General features: G+C 72.5%; 14 protein-coding genes and 1 tRNA gene. 9 read left to right on the forward strand and 6 right to left on the reverse strand.

The window, feature by feature from the left end:
* The first annotated feature begins 354 nt into the window (after positions 1–354).
* The 3 genes from ACFXDJ_RS21565 (at position 355) to ACFXDJ_RS21575 (ending at position 2,833) form a co-directional block, all read left to right on the forward strand.
* The gene (locus ACFXDJ_RS21565) at positions 355–1,491 is read left to right on the forward strand and encodes a sensor histidine kinase (RefSeq protein ID WP_384657209.1); all 1,137 of its coding nucleotides are present in this window, start codon (positions 355–357) and stop codon (positions 1,489–1,491) included.
* Positions 1,488–2,108, forward strand: coding sequence for a response regulator (locus ACFXDJ_RS21570; RefSeq protein ID WP_384657199.1), 621 nt, complete (start codon positions 1,488–1,490; stop codon positions 2,106–2,108). The genes ACFXDJ_RS21565 and ACFXDJ_RS21570 overlap by 4 nt, the downstream gene beginning before the upstream one ends.
* Positions 2,109–2,329: 221 nt before the next feature.
* The gene (locus tag ACFXDJ_RS21575) at positions 2,330–2,833 is read left to right on the forward strand and encodes a hypothetical protein (RefSeq protein WP_384657201.1); all 504 of its coding nucleotides are present in this window, start codon (positions 2,330–2,332) and stop codon (positions 2,831–2,833) included.
* 43 nt (positions 2,834–2,876) lie between these two features.
* Here the strand turns inward: ACFXDJ_RS21575 and ACFXDJ_RS21580 are convergent, their stop codons facing one another.
* Positions 2,877–3,557, reverse strand: a complete 681-nt coding sequence (locus ACFXDJ_RS21580; protein WP_384657203.1) for a pentapeptide repeat-containing protein — start codon at positions 3,555–3,557, stop codon at positions 2,877–2,879.
* Between the two features lie 138 nt (positions 3,558–3,695).
* Between ACFXDJ_RS21580 and ACFXDJ_RS21585 the strand changes: the two genes are divergently transcribed.
* Complete coding sequence (locus ACFXDJ_RS21585) at positions 3,696–4,691, forward strand: zinc-binding dehydrogenase (RefSeq protein WP_384657212.1); 996 nt, start codon at positions 3,696–3,698, stop codon at positions 4,689–4,691.
* Here ACFXDJ_RS21585 and ACFXDJ_RS21590 read toward each other — a convergent pair.
* Positions 4,688–6,280: a BTAD domain-containing putative transcriptional regulator gene (locus ACFXDJ_RS21590; RefSeq protein ID WP_384849930.1), complete on the reverse strand. Its 1,593-nt coding sequence runs from the start codon at positions 6,278–6,280 to the stop codon at positions 4,688–4,690. The two genes, ACFXDJ_RS21585 and ACFXDJ_RS21590, sit on opposite strands and share 4 nt — an antisense overlap.
* A gap of 140 nt (positions 6,281–6,420) precedes the next feature.
* On the opposite strand from ACFXDJ_RS21590, the gene ACFXDJ_RS21595 reads away from it, so the two are divergent.
* The gene (locus tag ACFXDJ_RS21595) at positions 6,421–8,448 is read left to right on the forward strand and encodes a vanadium-dependent haloperoxidase (protein WP_384849933.1); all 2,028 of its coding nucleotides are present in this window, start codon (positions 6,421–6,423) and stop codon (positions 8,446–8,448) included.
* A gap of 73 nt (positions 8,449–8,521) precedes the next feature.
* Here the strand turns inward: ACFXDJ_RS21595 and ACFXDJ_RS21600 are convergent, their stop codons facing one another.
* Complete coding sequence (locus ACFXDJ_RS21600) at positions 8,522–8,995, reverse strand: GNAT family N-acetyltransferase (RefSeq protein WP_384849936.1); 474 nt, start codon at positions 8,993–8,995, stop codon at positions 8,522–8,524.
* Positions 8,996–9,004: 9 nt separating this feature from the next.
* Entirely contained in the window at positions 9,005–9,754 is a 750-nt protein-coding gene (locus ACFXDJ_RS21605; RefSeq protein ID WP_384849939.1) for a DsbA family protein, read from the reverse strand.
* 158 nt (positions 9,755–9,912) lie between these two features.
* On the opposite strand from ACFXDJ_RS21605, the gene ACFXDJ_RS21610 reads away from it, so the two are divergent.
* A complete protein-coding gene (locus ACFXDJ_RS21610; RefSeq protein ID WP_384849942.1) occupies positions 9,913–11,295 on the forward strand; it encodes an NAD(P)/FAD-dependent oxidoreductase in 1,383 nt (460 codons plus the stop codon).
* 60 nt (positions 11,296–11,355) lie between these two features.
* Here ACFXDJ_RS21610 and ACFXDJ_RS21615 read toward each other — a convergent pair.
* Together ACFXDJ_RS21615 and ACFXDJ_RS21620 are read right to left on the reverse strand one after the other, a co-directional pair.
* A tRNA-Thr gene (locus tag ACFXDJ_RS21615) sits at positions 11,356–11,430 on the reverse strand.
* 79 nt (positions 11,431–11,509) lie between these two features.
* Entirely contained in the window at positions 11,510–12,181 is a 672-nt protein-coding gene (locus ACFXDJ_RS21620; RefSeq protein ID WP_384849945.1) for a hypothetical protein, read from the reverse strand.
* A gap of 202 nt (positions 12,182–12,383) precedes the next feature.
* Between ACFXDJ_RS21620 and ACFXDJ_RS21625 the strand changes: the two genes are divergently transcribed.
* From ACFXDJ_RS21625 to ACFXDJ_RS21635, 3 genes are all read left to right on the forward strand, one after another.
* Entirely contained in the window at positions 12,384–13,472 is a 1,089-nt protein-coding gene (locus ACFXDJ_RS21625) for an ABC transporter ATP-binding protein (protein WP_384663131.1), read from the forward strand.
* A gap of 247 nt (positions 13,473–13,719) precedes the next feature.
* Positions 13,720–14,133, forward strand: coding sequence for a hypothetical protein (locus ACFXDJ_RS21630; RefSeq protein WP_384663129.1), 414 nt, complete (start codon positions 13,720–13,722; stop codon positions 14,131–14,133).
* A gap of 63 nt (positions 14,134–14,196) precedes the next feature.
* Positions 14,197–14,967, forward strand: coding sequence for an NDP-sugar synthase (locus tag ACFXDJ_RS21635; RefSeq protein ID WP_384849948.1), 771 nt, complete (start codon positions 14,197–14,199; stop codon positions 14,965–14,967).
* Positions 14,968–15,099: the final 132 nt, after the last annotated feature.

Genomic DNA, 15,099 nt, shown 5'->3' on the forward strand with positions numbered 1-15,099 from the left:
TGTGTCCTGCTCTGGGGGGCCTCTCTGCGCTCGCGTTGTGGCGGGCTCCCGCGGGCGGCGCGGGGGGGGGGGGGGCCGCCCGGCGGCCCCCCCCCCCCCCCCCCGGGAGCGGTCAGGGCGCAGCCCTGGGAACGGTGGAAGGGTAGGTAGGGGACAAGCCCCGCGCAGCGGCCCCCACCCGCACCACACGGCAACCGGCACCATGGAACCACCGCACCACCCCAGGAGCACCCCGTGACCAGCGCGACCCCCACGGCCCCGACAGGCCCCCGCACCCCCACCCCGCCCCACCGGGACCGGTCCCGGAACCGGAACCGGAACGGGGACCGGGACACCCGCGCGCTGTCCACGGTCATGCACACCGCCTTCTTCCTCCTCCTCGCCGCCTCCGTGGCCCGCTTCCTCCTCCGCCACCCCGGCGAACCCCGCACCCCGTGGATCATCGCCCTCGGCATCACCCTGGCCCTGCTCTACGTCCTCGGCCCCGCCCTGGGCCCCGGCACCGCCGCCCCCACCCTGCGCCGGCTCCTCTGGCTCGGCCTGGTCGTCGCCGTCTGGGTGGTCCTCGTCGTCCTCGCGCCGAGCTTCGCCTGGTGTGCCGTGCCGCTCTTCTACACCGCGCTGCGCACCCTCCCGCCCCGGGCGGCCATCGTCCTCGTGGCGCTGCTCACCGCGTTCGTCGTCGCCGCCCAGCTGAAGCTCTCCCGGGCGAGCGCCGAGCCCTTCGACCCCAACCTCCTCCTCGCCCCGCCCGCCGTGGCCGCGCTGGCGACCGCCGTCTTCGTCCACATGGAGCGCCAGGCGCAGGCCCAGCGGGCCCTGATCGACGACCTGATCCGCACCCGCCGGGAGCTGGCCGCCACCGAACGCCGAGAAGGAACCCTCGCCGAACGCCAGCGCCTGTCCATGGAGATCCACGACACCCTGGCCCAGCACCTGTCCAGTCAGCAGATGCTGCTCCAGGCCGCCGACCGCACCTGGGACACGGACCCGGGCACCGCCCGCGCGCATGTCCGTACCGCCACCGAGATCACGGCCCGCGGCCTCGCCGAGGCCCGCCGCCTGGTCCACGACCTCGCGCCCCGCGAACTCGCCGACGGCACGGGCCTCGCCGAAGCCCTGCGCGCACTGGACGCGGGCCCGGACATCGAGGTCCGCTTCCACCTGGAGGGCGCCCGGGTACCGCTGCCCGACCGCGCGGAGTCGGCCTTGCTGCGCATCGCGCAGGGCGCGCTGGCGAACGTACGGGAGCACGCGGGGGCCCGTACCGCCGCCATCACCCTGAGCTTCCTGGGCGACCAGGTGGTCCTGGACATCGCGGACGACGGCCACGGCTTCGCCCAGGACAAGGCCGGGCCGGAGAACCGGGGCCACGGCCTCCCCGCGATGCGCGCCCGCGTGCGCCAGCTCGGCGGAACCCTGACCATCGAATCCACCCCGGGCGAAGGCACCGTGCTCTCGGCCTCGATCCCTCTGGAGCCCACACCATGACGACGATCCTCCTGTGCGACGACCACGTGGTGGTCCGCGCCGGCCTGCTCGCGCTCCTCGGCAGCGAACCGGACATCGAGGTCCTCGGCGAGGCCGGCAGCGGCGAGGAGGCGGTCGCGCTCGCGGCGAAGCTCCGCCCCGACGTGGTCCTGATGGACCTCCAGCTCGGCGAGGGCATCGACGGGGTCGAGGCCACGCGCCGCATCACGTCAAGCCAGAACCCGCCCCACGTCCTCGTCCTGACGACGTACGACACGGACGCGGACATCACCCGGGCCATCGGCGCGGGCGCCACGGGCTACCTCCTCAAGGCCGAGCGCCCGGAGGAGCTGTTCTCCGCGATCCACTCGGCGGCGCAGGGCCGCACCACCCTCTCCCCGCCGGTGGCCAGCCGCGTGATGGCCCACATGCGCGGCACCCGTCCCACGCTGACGGACCGTGAGCTCGACATCCTGGGCCAGCTGGCCCACGGCCTCGGCAACCGCGACATCGCCCGCGCGCTGTTCATCAGCGAAGCCACGGTCAAGACCCACCTGGGCCGCATCTACGACAAGCTCGGCGTGGACACCCGCGCAGGCGCCGTATCGGTAGCCAAGGAACAACGCCTCCTCCCCTGACCCCGGCCCCTCCGACCCCCGGCCCCGGCCCCGGGCCGATCGCCGGGCCACCGGGCCCGGGTCAGTGGTCCGGCCGCCGGCCGGTCGGCGACCGGTTGCCGGGGTGGAGGGCACGGGGTGGGGGGACCACCAGGCGAGAGGGACCACCGGGCGGGAGGGACCGCCGGGTGGGAGGGACCGCCGGGTGGGGAGAGCGTCGGGGGCGTGACACCATCGGGTACGTGCTCGACATCGGCTACTCCCTCTCCCGGCGCTTCCCCGACCCCCCGCAGACCGACTACCGCTCGGCGGACGTCCACTCGCTGCGCCACGACCTGTTCTGCGGTGACGTCTACCTCGCCGACACCGTCAAGGACCGGGAAGTATCCACAGCCTGGGGATGGGTGCCGGTACTGGACTTCGCCTGGGCGCTCTGCGACATCGTCGAGAAGCTCGACGAGGACCCGCGCGGCAGCCGCTCCGCCAACCGGCAGTACGCCGAGCTCGACTTCACCGAGTCCAGCGACCGCATGCTCTTCGAGCGCCGCTTCGGCTGGGTCGACGTCGAGGCCGACTGGATGCCGGCGGAGGAGGAACCGCTGACCTTCAGCCACCGCCTGCTGCGCCGCGAAGCCCGCGATTTCCTCCACGACCTGATCGCGGACCTCATCGACATGCACGAGGGCCTCGGCGACAACCCGGTCATCTGGACCCTCCAGTCCCGTTTCCCCCGCGTCCCGGCGTAACCGCCCGGCCCGGAACCCGGCCCGGCGCCGTCGGCTCGCGTGCCTACGCCACCACCCGCACCCCCAGCTGCGCGGCCATCGCCGGGGCCAGTTCGAAGAGCTGCGTCGGGCTGATCACCGCTCCCGCCAGCGCCTCCACCCCGCGCGCGATGTCCAGCTCCGCCACCCCCCTCAGGTCCACGTCCGCCAGCCGCGCCCCCGTGAAATCCGCCCCGCGCAGCGTGCAGTCCCTGAACTCCACCCGCTCCAGCACCGCCCCCGCGAAGTCCGGCTCCACCAGGACGCACCCCTCGAAGACCACGTCCTTGAGCCGCGCCTTGCGCAGGTTCAGGTAATCGATCTTCCCCCCGCGCACCAGGACCCGCTCCAGCACGGACCCGTGCAACTGCACACCGCCCAGCCGGGCCTCCAGCAGCTCCACGTCCCGCAGCGAAGCCCCCGACAGGTCGGTCCCGACGCCCCGGACGCCCTCCAGGACCGAGTCCAGGAACCGCGCCTTGGAGAGGCCGGTCTCGTCCAGCGCGCAGCGCCGTAGGGCACAGTCCATGAACCGGGCCCCGACCCCGTCCTGGCCCACCAGGTCCGCGTCGGCGAGCTCCAGCCCGTCGTAGTCCCCGTCCGGCTCCAGCTCACCCCCGTCCCACACGCTCAGCTCCGGCAGCCGCACCTCCGGCCGCCGCGCCGCCTTCACACCCTGCTCGTACCCGTGCCCTTTTCGCGCCATCCAGCCATCCTGAACCACCCCACTGACATCCCCCACGAACACACCCCTTGACCTCAACTCCACTTGAGGAAACAGGCTGACCGCATGACCACCACCCCAGCACCCACCCCCGTACCCGCCCCCGGCGCCCCCGGCGCCATGCGCGCCATCCGCCTCCACGCCTTCGGCCCCGCCGAGAACCTCTCCTACGAGCCCGCGCCCCTCCCCGTCCCCGCCCCCGGCCAGGTCCGCATCGCCGTGGCCGCCGCCGGGGTCCACCTCCTCGACACCATGCTCCGCAGCGGCGTCCAGGCTTCGCCCATGGCCCGCCTCCCCGAGCTCCCGACAGTCCCCGGCCGCGAGGTCGCCGGGACCGTGGACGCCCTCGGCCCCGGCACCGACCCGGCCTGGCTCGGCACCCCCGTGGTCGTCCACCTCGGGTTCGCCCCCGGCGGCTACGCCGAGTACGCCGTAGCCGACGCCGACCGGCTGCACCCCGTCCCGGCCGGCCTCGACCCCGCCACCGCCGTCGCCATGATCGGCACCGGCCGCACCACGCTCGGGATCCTCCAGTACGCCGACCTCGGCCCCGGCTCCGTCGCCCTCGTCCCCGCCGCCGCGGGCGGCATCGGCACGCTGCTCGTCCAGTACGCGAAGAACACCGGAGCCACCGTCATCGCCCTCGCCGGCGGCCCCGGCAAAACCGCCCTGGCCGCCGCCAACGGCGCCGACCTCGCCCTCGACTACACCCGCCCCGACTGGGCCGACGCCGTCCGCGCGCACCACCCCGGCGGCGCCACCGTCCTCTTCGACTCCGTGGGCGGGCCCGTCGCCCGCACCGCCCTCGACCTCCTCGCCGACGGCGCCCTCCACCTCGTCTTCGGCTGGTCCGGCGGCCCGATCCCGCTCACCGAAGCCGACCGCGCCGCCCTCGACGCCCGCGGCATCACCACCCAGAACGTCCTCGGCCCGGCCATGCTCCAACGCGCCGGCGGCGACGACCCGCTGCGCCTCCTCGAAACCCGGGCCCTGGCCGAAGCCGCCTCCGGCCGCCTGCGCCCGGCCCTCCGCCGCTACCCCCTGGCCCAGGCCGCCGAGGCCCACCACGACCTGGAAACCCGCGCCACCACCGGAAAGATCGTCCTGGAGCCCTAGGGGTGGAGCGAGGCCACGACCGCCTCCCACTGGGCGCTGGTGGTGCCGGTGGCCGCGCAGCTTCCGTCGGTGGTGACGAACCGGTAGGCCGTGGTGAGACGGTACGAGGACAGTTTGAGGACCGGGAGGGTCTGCCAGCCGTCGGCGAAGACCGGGGCGGAGCCGGTGTTGGTGCCCACCGCGCCGACCAACAGGTCGCCCGCCGAGCAGGGGAGCGGGTCGGCGGAGGTGCTGAAGGAAGTGATGTCGTGGTCGTCGCGGCCCGACGCGCGGGCCTGGCGGCCGGGCCCGGCAATCCCGCTGAACTCGTCGACGGCCACGTGGTACTTGCTGGACTCGGGGTAGGTCGCGGTGATCCGGTCGGTGGTGCCGAGGGGCCTGGCGTGGACCGCGGCCAGGATCGTGGTGCGATGCCGGCGGGCGTCGGTCACGTCGCCGACCACGGTGTACGCGTTCCCCACCGTGTCCGTGAGGTTCACCGTGCCCGGGGTGGTGCTGGTGAGCATCATGCTGACGATCAGGGTGTCCCCGGCCCGCACCGGCCGCAGTACCGGCAGGTCCACGGTGTGCGTGGTGAGGATCTGGGCGTCGGAGGCGGTACGGGCGACGAAACAAACCCGATGGGCGGACGACGGGGGACCGCAGGTGGCGTCCGCGCCGGTACGGCCGAAGGCCACCGTGCCGAACGCGACGGCGGTCGGCATCAGCACGGCCAGGGCCAGGGCGAGGGCGGGCGCGTGGTATCCGCGACGGCTCCGAGGTCTCCTCGGGAGGGGCTTCTCGGTGTGGTCGCAGCCGGGTCCGCCCGACGGCCGGACGACGGGCTCGCAGGGCCGTTCCTCCGTCAGGATCCGCTGGTGCAACTGCTGCACGCTCGCCGCCGGTTCGACCCCCAGCTCGGTGGTCAGGGTGCGGCGCAACTCGCGGTAGACGGCGAGGGCGTCCGCCTGCCGTCCGCTCCGGTGGAGCGAGGCCATGAGTTGGGCGTGGAAGCGTTCGCGCAGCGGATGCCCGCCGCAGAGCGCCCGCAACTCGGCGATGAGGTCGCCATCGCGGCCCAGCCGCGTGTCGGCGTCGATCCGCAGCTCGATCGCCTGCAGGCGCGCCTCGTTGAGAGGGGCGTGGTGCTCCAGGTGCAGCGCGGGGGAAGGGACATCCAGCAGCGGCTCGCCGCGCCACAGACCGAGGGCCTCGTGCAGCAGCCGCGAACTCTCGCTCCAGTCCCCGGAGTTCGCGGCGCTCCTGCCCCGGGCGAGCAGGTCGGCGAAGCGCCGGACGTCCGACTCGCCCTCCTCGACCGTGATCAGGTAGCCGGGTGCCTGCGTCCTGATGCGGGCCGCCAGCGCCGGTCCGAACAGCTGACGCAGGCGCATGACGTGGTTGTGCAGGGCCTCGCGCGGTTTGAGCGGCGGCCGGTCGCCCCAGAGCAGATCGATCAACTCGTCGGCGGGCAGCACCCTGTCGGCGCGCAGCAGCAGCGCGGCGAGCAATGTCCGCTGCCTGGGCGACCGTAATCGCACCTCGTTGTCCCCGTCGCGGACGAGCAGCGTTCCGAGCAGGCCGAACTCGACCACGTCCTGGCTGTCCACGCGCCGCCCCCCGGGTACCGGCCTGCGCCACCGCCCTGACGTGCACGGATGTGGGCTGTGAGCGGGATGTGAGCGAGACGGTAGCAGGCGGTTCTACGGTGGCGCGGCTGTATTGATCACTTGCCGACCGGAGGAGTCCGATGAGTTCGACACAGTTAGGCCGCCACCTGCGCAAGCGGCTGGGCACGGCGCTGACGGCGGTGCTGGTCGTCGGCGGAGCGGCCGCGGCCCTGCCGACTCCGGCCGCCGCGGCGGCGGCCGGACACGACCACGTACTGGCATGGAACGACGTTCTTCTGCAGGCGTTCCGTACGGCGACCAAGGCGGACGGGGCTCCGGGCCCCCTCACCCGCGCCGGCGCGATGATGCATGCCGCCATCTGGGACGCCGAGAACTCGGTCGCCGGCGGCGCCGCCCCGGCCTACGGGTCCTACGCGACGACGGTGAGCGCCCCCGCGGGCGCCTCGGCCGAAGCCGCGATCGACTACGCGGCGCACGACGTGCTCGTCAAGGTGTTCCCCGGCCAGGCGGCCGACTTCGACACCGCTCTGACCACGGAACTCGGCCGCATACCCGCCGGTGTCACCGCGCGGCAGATCACCGACGGGCAGGGCGTCGGTCAGGCGGTCGCGCTGGCGATGGTCAACGCGAGGGCGGCCGACCACTCGGGTGACCCCGTCGGCTACACCGAGACGCCCGACGTGCCCGGCCGCTGGCTGCACACCGAGGAGGCCGTCCCCCCGCGTACCGCGACGACGCCGGGCTGGGGTCGCGTCACACCGTTCACGACGACCTCGCTCAAGCCGTTCCAGCCGGCCCTCCCCGGCGGCTACAGCTCCTACGCGGCGCTGCTGGCCAGCCCGGAGTACGCGGCCCAGGTGGCGGACGTACAGTCGCTGGGCTCCGCCGGCTCGACGGCCCGCACCCCCGACCAGACCCAGAGCGCCCTCTTCTGGGCCAACGACCTCGGCCCCGACGCCAAGCACCCGCTCGGCACGTACAAGCCGCCGGGCCAGCTCTTCAGCCTGACCCAGATCGTGTCCAAGCAGCAGGGCCTGAGCCAGTACGCCAACGCGCGGCTCTTCGCCCTGGTCTCGCTCTCCATGGCCGACGCCGCGATCGTCGCCTGGGACTCCAAGTACGAGACCGCCATCCAGCTGTGGCGCCCGGTCAGTGCGATCACCCTCGCCGACAGGATCAGCAGCCCGGGCGTCACCCCGGACAAGACCTGGAAGCCGCTGTCGCCCGACCGGGACGGCAACAGCTTCACCCCCTCGTTCCCGTCCTACGTCTCGGGGCACTCCACCTTCGCCGGGGCCTGGGCCGGGGTGATGCGGGCCTACTTCGGTGACAACGTGCCCTTCACCGCCACCACCGAGGACCCGCACGCCGTGGGCGTGACACGGAAGTTCACCAGCTTCACCGATGCCGCCAACGAGGACGCCTACAGCCGGCTCTACCTCGGTGTGCACTACCGGTGGGACGCCTCCGCCGGTCTGTCCTCGGGCTTCGCGGTGGCGGACTCCGTCTACCGCAACCAGCTCAAGGCGACCGCTCCGATCTCCTACGCCGGGCGGGTCTCCTCATCGGCCGCCGCGGCCTCGGGGACCTCCCTGACCCTGCCGGTGACCCGGGCCGTCAGGAGCGGCGACACCCTGCTGGTCTCGGCGATGCTCACCAACACCCACTCCGGCACGGTCACCGCCACCGACACCCGCGGCAACTCCTACACCCTGGTCGGTGACAAGACCGACGGTTCCAGCGACCGGACCCTGGTGCTCGCGGCGCTCGGCGTCAACCCGCTGACCACCGCGGACAGCATCACGCTCACCTTCCCGACCACCGGCGAACACCACGCCGCAGTGGACGAGTTCACCGGAGTCACGGCGGTCGACCGCACCTCGGTAGCCACCGGAGCGGCCGGGACGCCCTTCAACTCCGGCGCCACCGCACCCACCACCTCGGCCGACGAGCTCGTGTTCGGCGTGGCGGGCGTCCAGGGCGGCGCGGCGGCGACCTGGTCGGCCGGCTTCTCGGCCCTGCCCACGCTGTCCGTCGTCGAGGACCAACTGGCCACCGCCTACCGCACGGTGTCCGCGACCGGAAGCTACGCGGCCACCGGCACGGCCACCCATCAGTGGATGGCCGCCGTGGTCACCCTCCGCTGAACCCCGGTCGGCGCTGCCGGTGCCCCATCCGCACCGGGAGCGTCGACCACCGCCGACCAGGTCGCCCTCACCCCTACTCCGATCCCAGCTCCGCCAGCGCCCCGTCCGTCAGCCGGTACACCGACCACTCGTCCTGCGGCCGCGCACCCAAGGCCTCGTAGAAGGCGATCGTCGGCTCGTTCCACTTCAGCACCGACCACTCCAGCCGCTCGTAGCCGCGCTCCACGCAGATCCGCGCCAGCTCCCGCAGCAGCGCCTTCCCGTGGCCGGCGCCGCAGACGCCCGGGCGCACGTACAGGTCCTCCAGGTAGATGCCGTGCACACCGCGCCACGTCGAGAAGCTGAGGAACCACAGCGAGAACCCGACCGCCTCGCCCTCCGGCGTCCACGCGATGTGCGCGAACGCCGCCGGGCGCTCCCCGAACAGCGCTTCCCTCAGCTGCTCCTCGGTGGCGCGCGCCTCGTCCGGCACCTTCTCGTACTCCGCGAGCTCACGGATCATGGCGTGGATGACGGGGATGTCGCTGACGACAGCGTTACGGATCATGCCCGCACCCTACGAAGCCCCGCCGACCCCGGCACCCTTCAACGCCTCCGCGAACGCCTTCGCGTCGAACATCGACCCGTCCTTCGTCCCGACCGGCTTCCCGTCCACCAGCACCAGCGGCGTGCCCTGCGCCCCCGTCGCCTCGAAGCCCTTCTCGGCCTCGCCGACCCACTCCTTGTACTTCTGCTCCCTCACGGCCTTGTCGAAGTCCGCCCCGCGCAGGCCCCGCACCTCGTCCGCGACCTTCAGCAGCAGCTCCTCGGTGAACTTCCCCTTCGGCTGGCTCGCGAAGACCGCCGCGTGGTACTCCGCGAACTTCCCGGCGTCCACCGACGCGCGCAGCGCGTTGACCGCCTTGACCGAACCGCTCCGCCCGCCCCGGTCCAGGAACGACGCCAGCAGGTACTCGATCTTCACCTGGCCGGCCGCCGCGCACTTCAGCAGCGATTCGCCGCCGGCCTCCTCGAACTTCGCGCAGTAGCCGCACTTCGGGTCCACCATCACCCGCGCGGTGCGCGGCGCGTCCGCCCTGCCCACGACGATCCTGTCCCCGTCGACCACGGCCGGCAGCTTCGCGAGCCGATCGGCGATCGGACTGGTCCGCACCTGCACCTCGGTGGCGACGGAGTTCCCTCCGCCACCGTCACCGTCACCGTCACCGTCACCGTCACCGGAGCCGCAACCGACGACCGCCCCGCCCAGCAGCGCCACCGACGCGACCGCCGCGACCACCCGTCCCGCCACCACAACCCGCACCATACGAACCGCACCTCTCGCCCAAACCACAACAAAATCCCCGCCCCACCCTAAAGACGGAACCCCTCCCCCCACATCAGTCATTCGGCCACCCCTCGCACCCCGAAACCCGACATCACGACCCTGGACACCCCTCCGGAACGGGGTGTACCAACTCCCCCATGACCATCAACGGCGGAATTTCCTTCTGGTACGCGACGGACGAAACCGCCACCGAGCACCCACCCCGCACCCCCCTCACCGGCGACGCCACGGCCGACGTCGTCATCGTCGGCGGCGGCTACACCGGCCTGTGGACCGCCTACTACCTCAAGACCGCCGCCCCCGACCTGCGCGTCACCGTCCTGGAACAGAAGTTCTGCGGCTACGGGGCCTCCGGCCGCAACGGCGGCTGGCTCTACAACGGGATCGCCGGCCGCGACCGCTACGCCGCCCTCCACGGCCACCAGGCCGCCCAGCGCCTCCAGCACGCCATGAACGACACCGTCACCGAAGTCATCGACGTGGCCGCCAAGGAGGACATCCACGCCGACATCCACCGCGGCGGAGTCCTCGAAGTCGCCCGCACCCCCGCCCAGCTGAGCCGCCTCAAGGCCTTCCACGCCGCCGAACTCGCCTTCGGCGAAACGGACCGCGAGCTCTACGACGCCACCGACGCCCGTGCCCGCATCAACGTCGCCGACGCGGTCGGCGCCAGCTGGACCCCGCACGGAGCCCGCATCCACCCCCTGAAGCTGGTCAAGGGGCTGGCGGCCGCCTGCGAACGCCTCGGCGTGGTCATCCACGAATCCACCCCGGTCACCGAGATCGCCCCGCGCCGGGCCCTCACCCCGTACGGCACGGTCCGCGCCCCGTACGTACTGCGCTGCACCGAAGGCTTCACCGCCGCCCTCAAGGGCCAGAAGCGCTCATGGCTCCCCATGAACTCCTCGATGATCGCCACCGCCCCCCTCCCCCCGGAGGTCTGGTCCCAGCTCAACTGGTCCGGCGCCGAAACCCTGGGCGACATGGCCCACGCGTACATGTACGCCCAGCGCACCGCCGACGACCGCATCGCCATCGGTGGCCGCGGAGTCCCGTACCGCTTCGGCTCCCGCACGGACAACGACGGCCGCACGCAGCCCGCCACGATCGCCTCCCTCACCCACCTCCTGGAGTCCTTCTTCCCCGTCCTCACCGGCGTGGAGATCACCCACGCCTGGTCGGGCGTCCTCGGCGTCCCCCGCGACTGGTGCGCCACGGTCACCCTGGACGCCACCACGGGCCTCGGCTGGGCCGGCGGCTACGTGGGCTCCGGTGTGGCCACGTCGAACCTCGCGGCCCGCACCCTCCGCGACCTGGTCCTGGGCGACAAGACCGACCTGACCGCCCTCCCCTGGGTCAACCACCGGGTCCGCCGCTGGGAGCCGGAGCCCTTCCGCTGGCTCGGCGTCCAGGCCCTCTACGCCGCCTACCGCGAGGCCGACCGCCGCGAATCCACCACCCACACCCCGACCACAACCCCCCTGGCCCGCCTGGCCGACCGCATCTCGGGCCGCGGCTGACCCCACCCCGCACACGCGAAAGGCCCCGGACCACGAACGGTCCGGGGCCTTCGCCCGAAGGGCCCCCTGTCGGATTCGAACCGACGACCTACGCATTACAAGTGCGTTGCTCTGGCCGGACTGAGCTAAGGAGGCACACGACCCCGCGCAGCGCACGGAATCGCCTTCACTCTACACATCGGCGAGACCCCACCGTGAAGGACTTTCCGCGCCTCTACTCGGGCTGCAGGTACCCGCAGCGCACCAGCCGCGGGGCCACCGCTGCCAGCGGGAGGCCCGGGTTGAGGGCGTCGACGATCTCCTGGGTGACCGGGCGCAGGGACCAGATGTGCTCGATCGCTTCCAGGGGGAGGTCCGCCTCGTAGTAGTCCTCGGCGAAGGCGTGGTACGCCTCGGCCGTGCCCGCCGCGAGGACCTCGAAGAGGTCGTCCACGCCGTCCGCGTAGGCGTCGCCCTCCGGGAAGTCAACCTTGCCCGCCCGCCAGGCCGTGTCCCCGGTCTCGCGCCAGAAGACGGCCGTGGCCTGGAGCAGCCCCTCCTCCACGCAGAAGGAGGGCTCGGTCAGGAAGGCGCGGAAGACCTCCGGTATGCCGTCGGCGAGTCCGGGCCAGAGGGCCTCTTCCTCGACCCCCCACGGGCTCATGGCCGATTCGTGGGCGAAGCCGAGTCCGAAGGCCCCGTCCGCCGTGAAGACGATCGCGTACTCGTCGCCCGAGCCGTTCTCCATGAACGCCGCCTCCTCGTCCTCGCCCCACGCGGGGTCGTACGAGAAGTAGCCGCCGTCCTCGTTGCCGCTGATCACCAGTTCCAGGGCCGCCATCGCCCGGCAGCGGTCGCGCAGGGTCTCGATGTCGGGCAGGGCGCGGGTGAGGTCGTAGATGGTCATGGGCGCGATCAAAGCAGCCGCCACTGACAGTCGTCCCGCCAGTCGCCCCGCCAGTCGCCCCGCCCGTCGGGGAAGTCACTCCCGTCCGGGTACTGACAGGAGGGGCGCGGCCCGGTAGCGTCGGGCGGAGTCCAGGCCACTGGACTAGACCTTCCACTCGGATCGTCCGGCACGTTCCTGCCGGTAGAAGGGATTCATCACCATGGCTTCTGTCACTTTCGACAAGGCGACCCGTCTGTACCCCGGCGGCGACAAGCCCGCCGTCGACCAGCTGGAGCTGGAGATCGCGGACGGCGAGTTCCTCGTCCTCGTCGGCCCCTCCGGCTGCGGAAAGTCCACCTCGCTGCGCATGCTCGCCGGTCTGGAGGACGTCAACGGCGGTGCGATCCGCATCGGCGACCGCGACGTCACGCACCTGCCGCCCAAGGACCGGGACATCGCGATGGTGTTCCAGAACTACGCGCTGTACCCGCACATGTCCGTCGCCGACAACATGGGCTTCGCGCTCAAGATCGCCGGTGAGGACAAGGCCACCATCCGCAAGAAGGTGGAGGACGCGGCGAAGATGCTGGACCTGACCCAGTACCTCGACCGCAAGCCGAAGGCGCTCTCCGGCGGCCAGCGCCAGCGCGTCGCGATGGGCCGTGCGATCGTCCGCAAGCCGCAGGTGTTCCTGATGGACGAGCCGCTGTCGAACCTCGACGCCAAGCTCCGCGTGTCCACGCGTACCCAGATCGCCGCGCTCCAGCGCGACCTGGGCATCACCACCGTCTACGTCACCCACGACCAGGTCGAGGCCATGACGATGGGCGACCGCGTCGCGGTCCTCAAGGACGGTCTGCTGCAGCAGGTCGACACCCCGCGCAACATGTACGACCGCCCCGCCAACCTCTTCGTCGCCGGCTTCATCGGCTCCCCGGCCATGAACCTGGTCGAGGTCCCGATCGCGGACGGCGGCGTGAAGTTCGGCGACAGCGTCGTCCCGGTGTCGCGCGAGGCGCTGTCCGCCGCCGCCGACGCGGGCGACCGTACGGTCACGGTCGGCGTGCGCCCCGAGCACTTCGACGTCGCCGAGACGGGCGGCCTGACCATCACCGTGAACGTGGTCGAGGAGCTCGGCGCCGACGGCTACGTCTACGGGTCGACCTCGCACTCCGAGGGCTCGCAGGACATCGTGGTGCGCGTGAACGGCCGCCAGGTGCCCGAGAAGGGCTCGACGCTGCACGTCGTCCCGCGCGCCGACGAGATCCACGTCTTCTCGACGTCCTCCGGGGCCCGCCTCTCCAAGTGATCCGTCCGGTCCGGCTGTTGGACCCGCTGTCGCACCCGCCGAAGGGGCGTCCCGCCAAGGGGCGCCCCTTCGGCGCGAGTTCCGGAGGTTCCGGAGGGTCCGGAGGTTCCGGAAGTTCCGGAAGTTCCGACAGATCGGGCCATTCGGCCCCACGCGTCAACCCTTAATTCGAAAACCCACGTCGAACCATCCCCCGACCGGGTGACTAAATGTCGCCATATCTTCACCGAGCGCTACTCTCGCCCTCGTGACCCACACTGCCCGCCGTATCGGCCGATCCCTCGCCCTGGTCCTGCCCGTCGTCCTGGTCCTGTCCGGGACCCTCGCGGTCACCATGGTCCCCTGGGCGGACAACACCCCCTCCCAGATCCTGACCGCGTCCGCCGAGGACGTCTCCGTCCCCGCGAAGCCCCGTCCCGCGCAGGACGTGCTGCGCGACAAGCTGGTGAGCGAGATCCAGCAGGGCGAGCAGCCCGGCGACGTACTGACCCACCTCCAGCAGGAAGTCGACCGGCGGCCTTCGCTCGCCGAGCACTGCGTGGGGATCGCGCGCGCCCTGGGCCGGGCGGCCGTCGACGCCTACGGGCCCACGAAGGCACAGTCGTTCGCGCGGCCGGTGTGCGACACCGCGTACGCGTCCGGCGTCGCCTCCATGGGCTGACCGGCCGCCCCGCACGCAGCCGCGTACAGAGCCGCACGGCACCGCAGAGCACCGCACACCGACATGAGCGATCCGGCCGACGCCGCGTTCCCCTCCGTCCCGCACGCAGCCGCGTTCCCGGCTTCCCCGACCCAGGCAGTGGTCCTGGCGGGTGGCCAGGGTTCGCGGCTGCGGCCGTACACGGACGACCGTCCGAAGCCGATGGTCGAGATCCCGGGTACCGGGCTGCCGATCATCGGGCACCAGCTGGCCTGGCTGGCCGCCGAGGGGGTGACCGACGTGGTCGTCTCCTGCGGGCATCTCGCCGAGGTGCTCCAGCAGTGGCTGGCCGAGGCCCCGTTGCCGCTGCGCGTGACCACCGTCGTGGAGGACGAGCCGCTGGGGCGGGGCGGCGGGCTCAAGTACGCCGCGCGCCACCTTCCGCACCCGGACCGGGCCTGGTTCGCGACGAACGGCGACGTGTGGACGCGCTTCTCGCTGCGCGAGATGGCGGCCTTCCACGCCGAGCGCGGCGCGACGGCCACGCTCGCGCTCGCCCGTCCCCGCATCCCCTGGGGGGTGGTGGAGATCAACGAGTACGGGCACGTCCTGGACTTCATCGAGGCGCCGCAGTCCCCGTACCCGGTCAATGCCGGGGTGTACGTCTTCGGGCCCGAATTCGCCGCGCTGCTCCCCGATTTGGGGGACCACGAGCGGACGACGTTCCCGCGCCTGGCGCGCGAGCGGCGCCTCGCGGGCTTCCCGCTGCCCCAGGGGGCCTACTGGCGGGCGATCGACACGGCGAAGGACCTGACCGAGGCCGCGAGGGAGTTGGCCGCGCAGGGCGGCGCGTAGCGGCTCGCACGGGTGTGGGGGGCGGCGGCCGGGGCGGCGCCGGGGGCCGACGCAACAGCCGCCCCGCGCGCGCGGCCGGCCCGCCGCGACCCCAACATCGAGGAGAGCGCCACAAAACGCAAACAAGAGACA

It is taken from the genome of Streptomyces sp. NPDC059443, assembly GCF_042750105.1.
Taxonomy (GTDB): domain Bacteria; phylum Actinomycetota; class Actinomycetes; order Streptomycetales; family Streptomycetaceae; genus Streptomyces.

Coding starts and splice junctions, on each gene's coding strand:
- ACFXDJ_RS21595 (WP_384849933.1), top strand. CDS start 6,421: ATGAGTTCGACACAGTTAGGCCGCCACCTGCGCAAGCGGCTGGGCACG.
- ACFXDJ_RS21620 (WP_384849945.1), bottom strand. CDS start 12,181: ATGACCATCTACGACCTCACCCGCGCCCTGCCCGACATCGAGACCCTG.
- ACFXDJ_RS21610 (WP_384849942.1), top strand. CDS start 9,913: ATGACCATCAACGGCGGAATTTCCTTCTGGTACGCGACGGACGAAACC.
- ACFXDJ_RS21585 (WP_384657212.1), top strand. CDS start 3,696: ATGCGCGCCATCCGCCTCCACGCCTTCGGCCCCGCCGAGAACCTCTCC.
- ACFXDJ_RS21580 (WP_384657203.1), bottom strand. CDS start 3,557: ATGGCGCGAAAAGGGCACGGGTACGAGCAGGGTGTGAAGGCGGCGCGG.
- ACFXDJ_RS21635 (WP_384849948.1), top strand. CDS start 14,197: ATGAGCGATCCGGCCGACGCCGCGTTCCCCTCCGTCCCGCACGCAGCC.
- ACFXDJ_RS21600 (WP_384849936.1), bottom strand. CDS start 8,995: ATGATCCGTAACGCTGTCGTCAGCGACATCCCCGTCATCCACGCCATG.
- ACFXDJ_RS21605 (WP_384849939.1), bottom strand. CDS start 9,754: ATGGTGCGGGTTGTGGTGGCGGGACGGGTGGTCGCGGCGGTCGCGTCG.
- ACFXDJ_RS21570 (WP_384657199.1), top strand. CDS start 1,488: ATGACGACGATCCTCCTGTGCGACGACCACGTGGTGGTCCGCGCCGGC.
- ACFXDJ_RS21565 (WP_384657209.1), top strand. CDS start 355: ATGCACACCGCCTTCTTCCTCCTCCTCGCCGCCTCCGTGGCCCGCTTC.
- ACFXDJ_RS21625 (WP_384663131.1), top strand. CDS start 12,384: ATGGCTTCTGTCACTTTCGACAAGGCGACCCGTCTGTACCCCGGCGGC.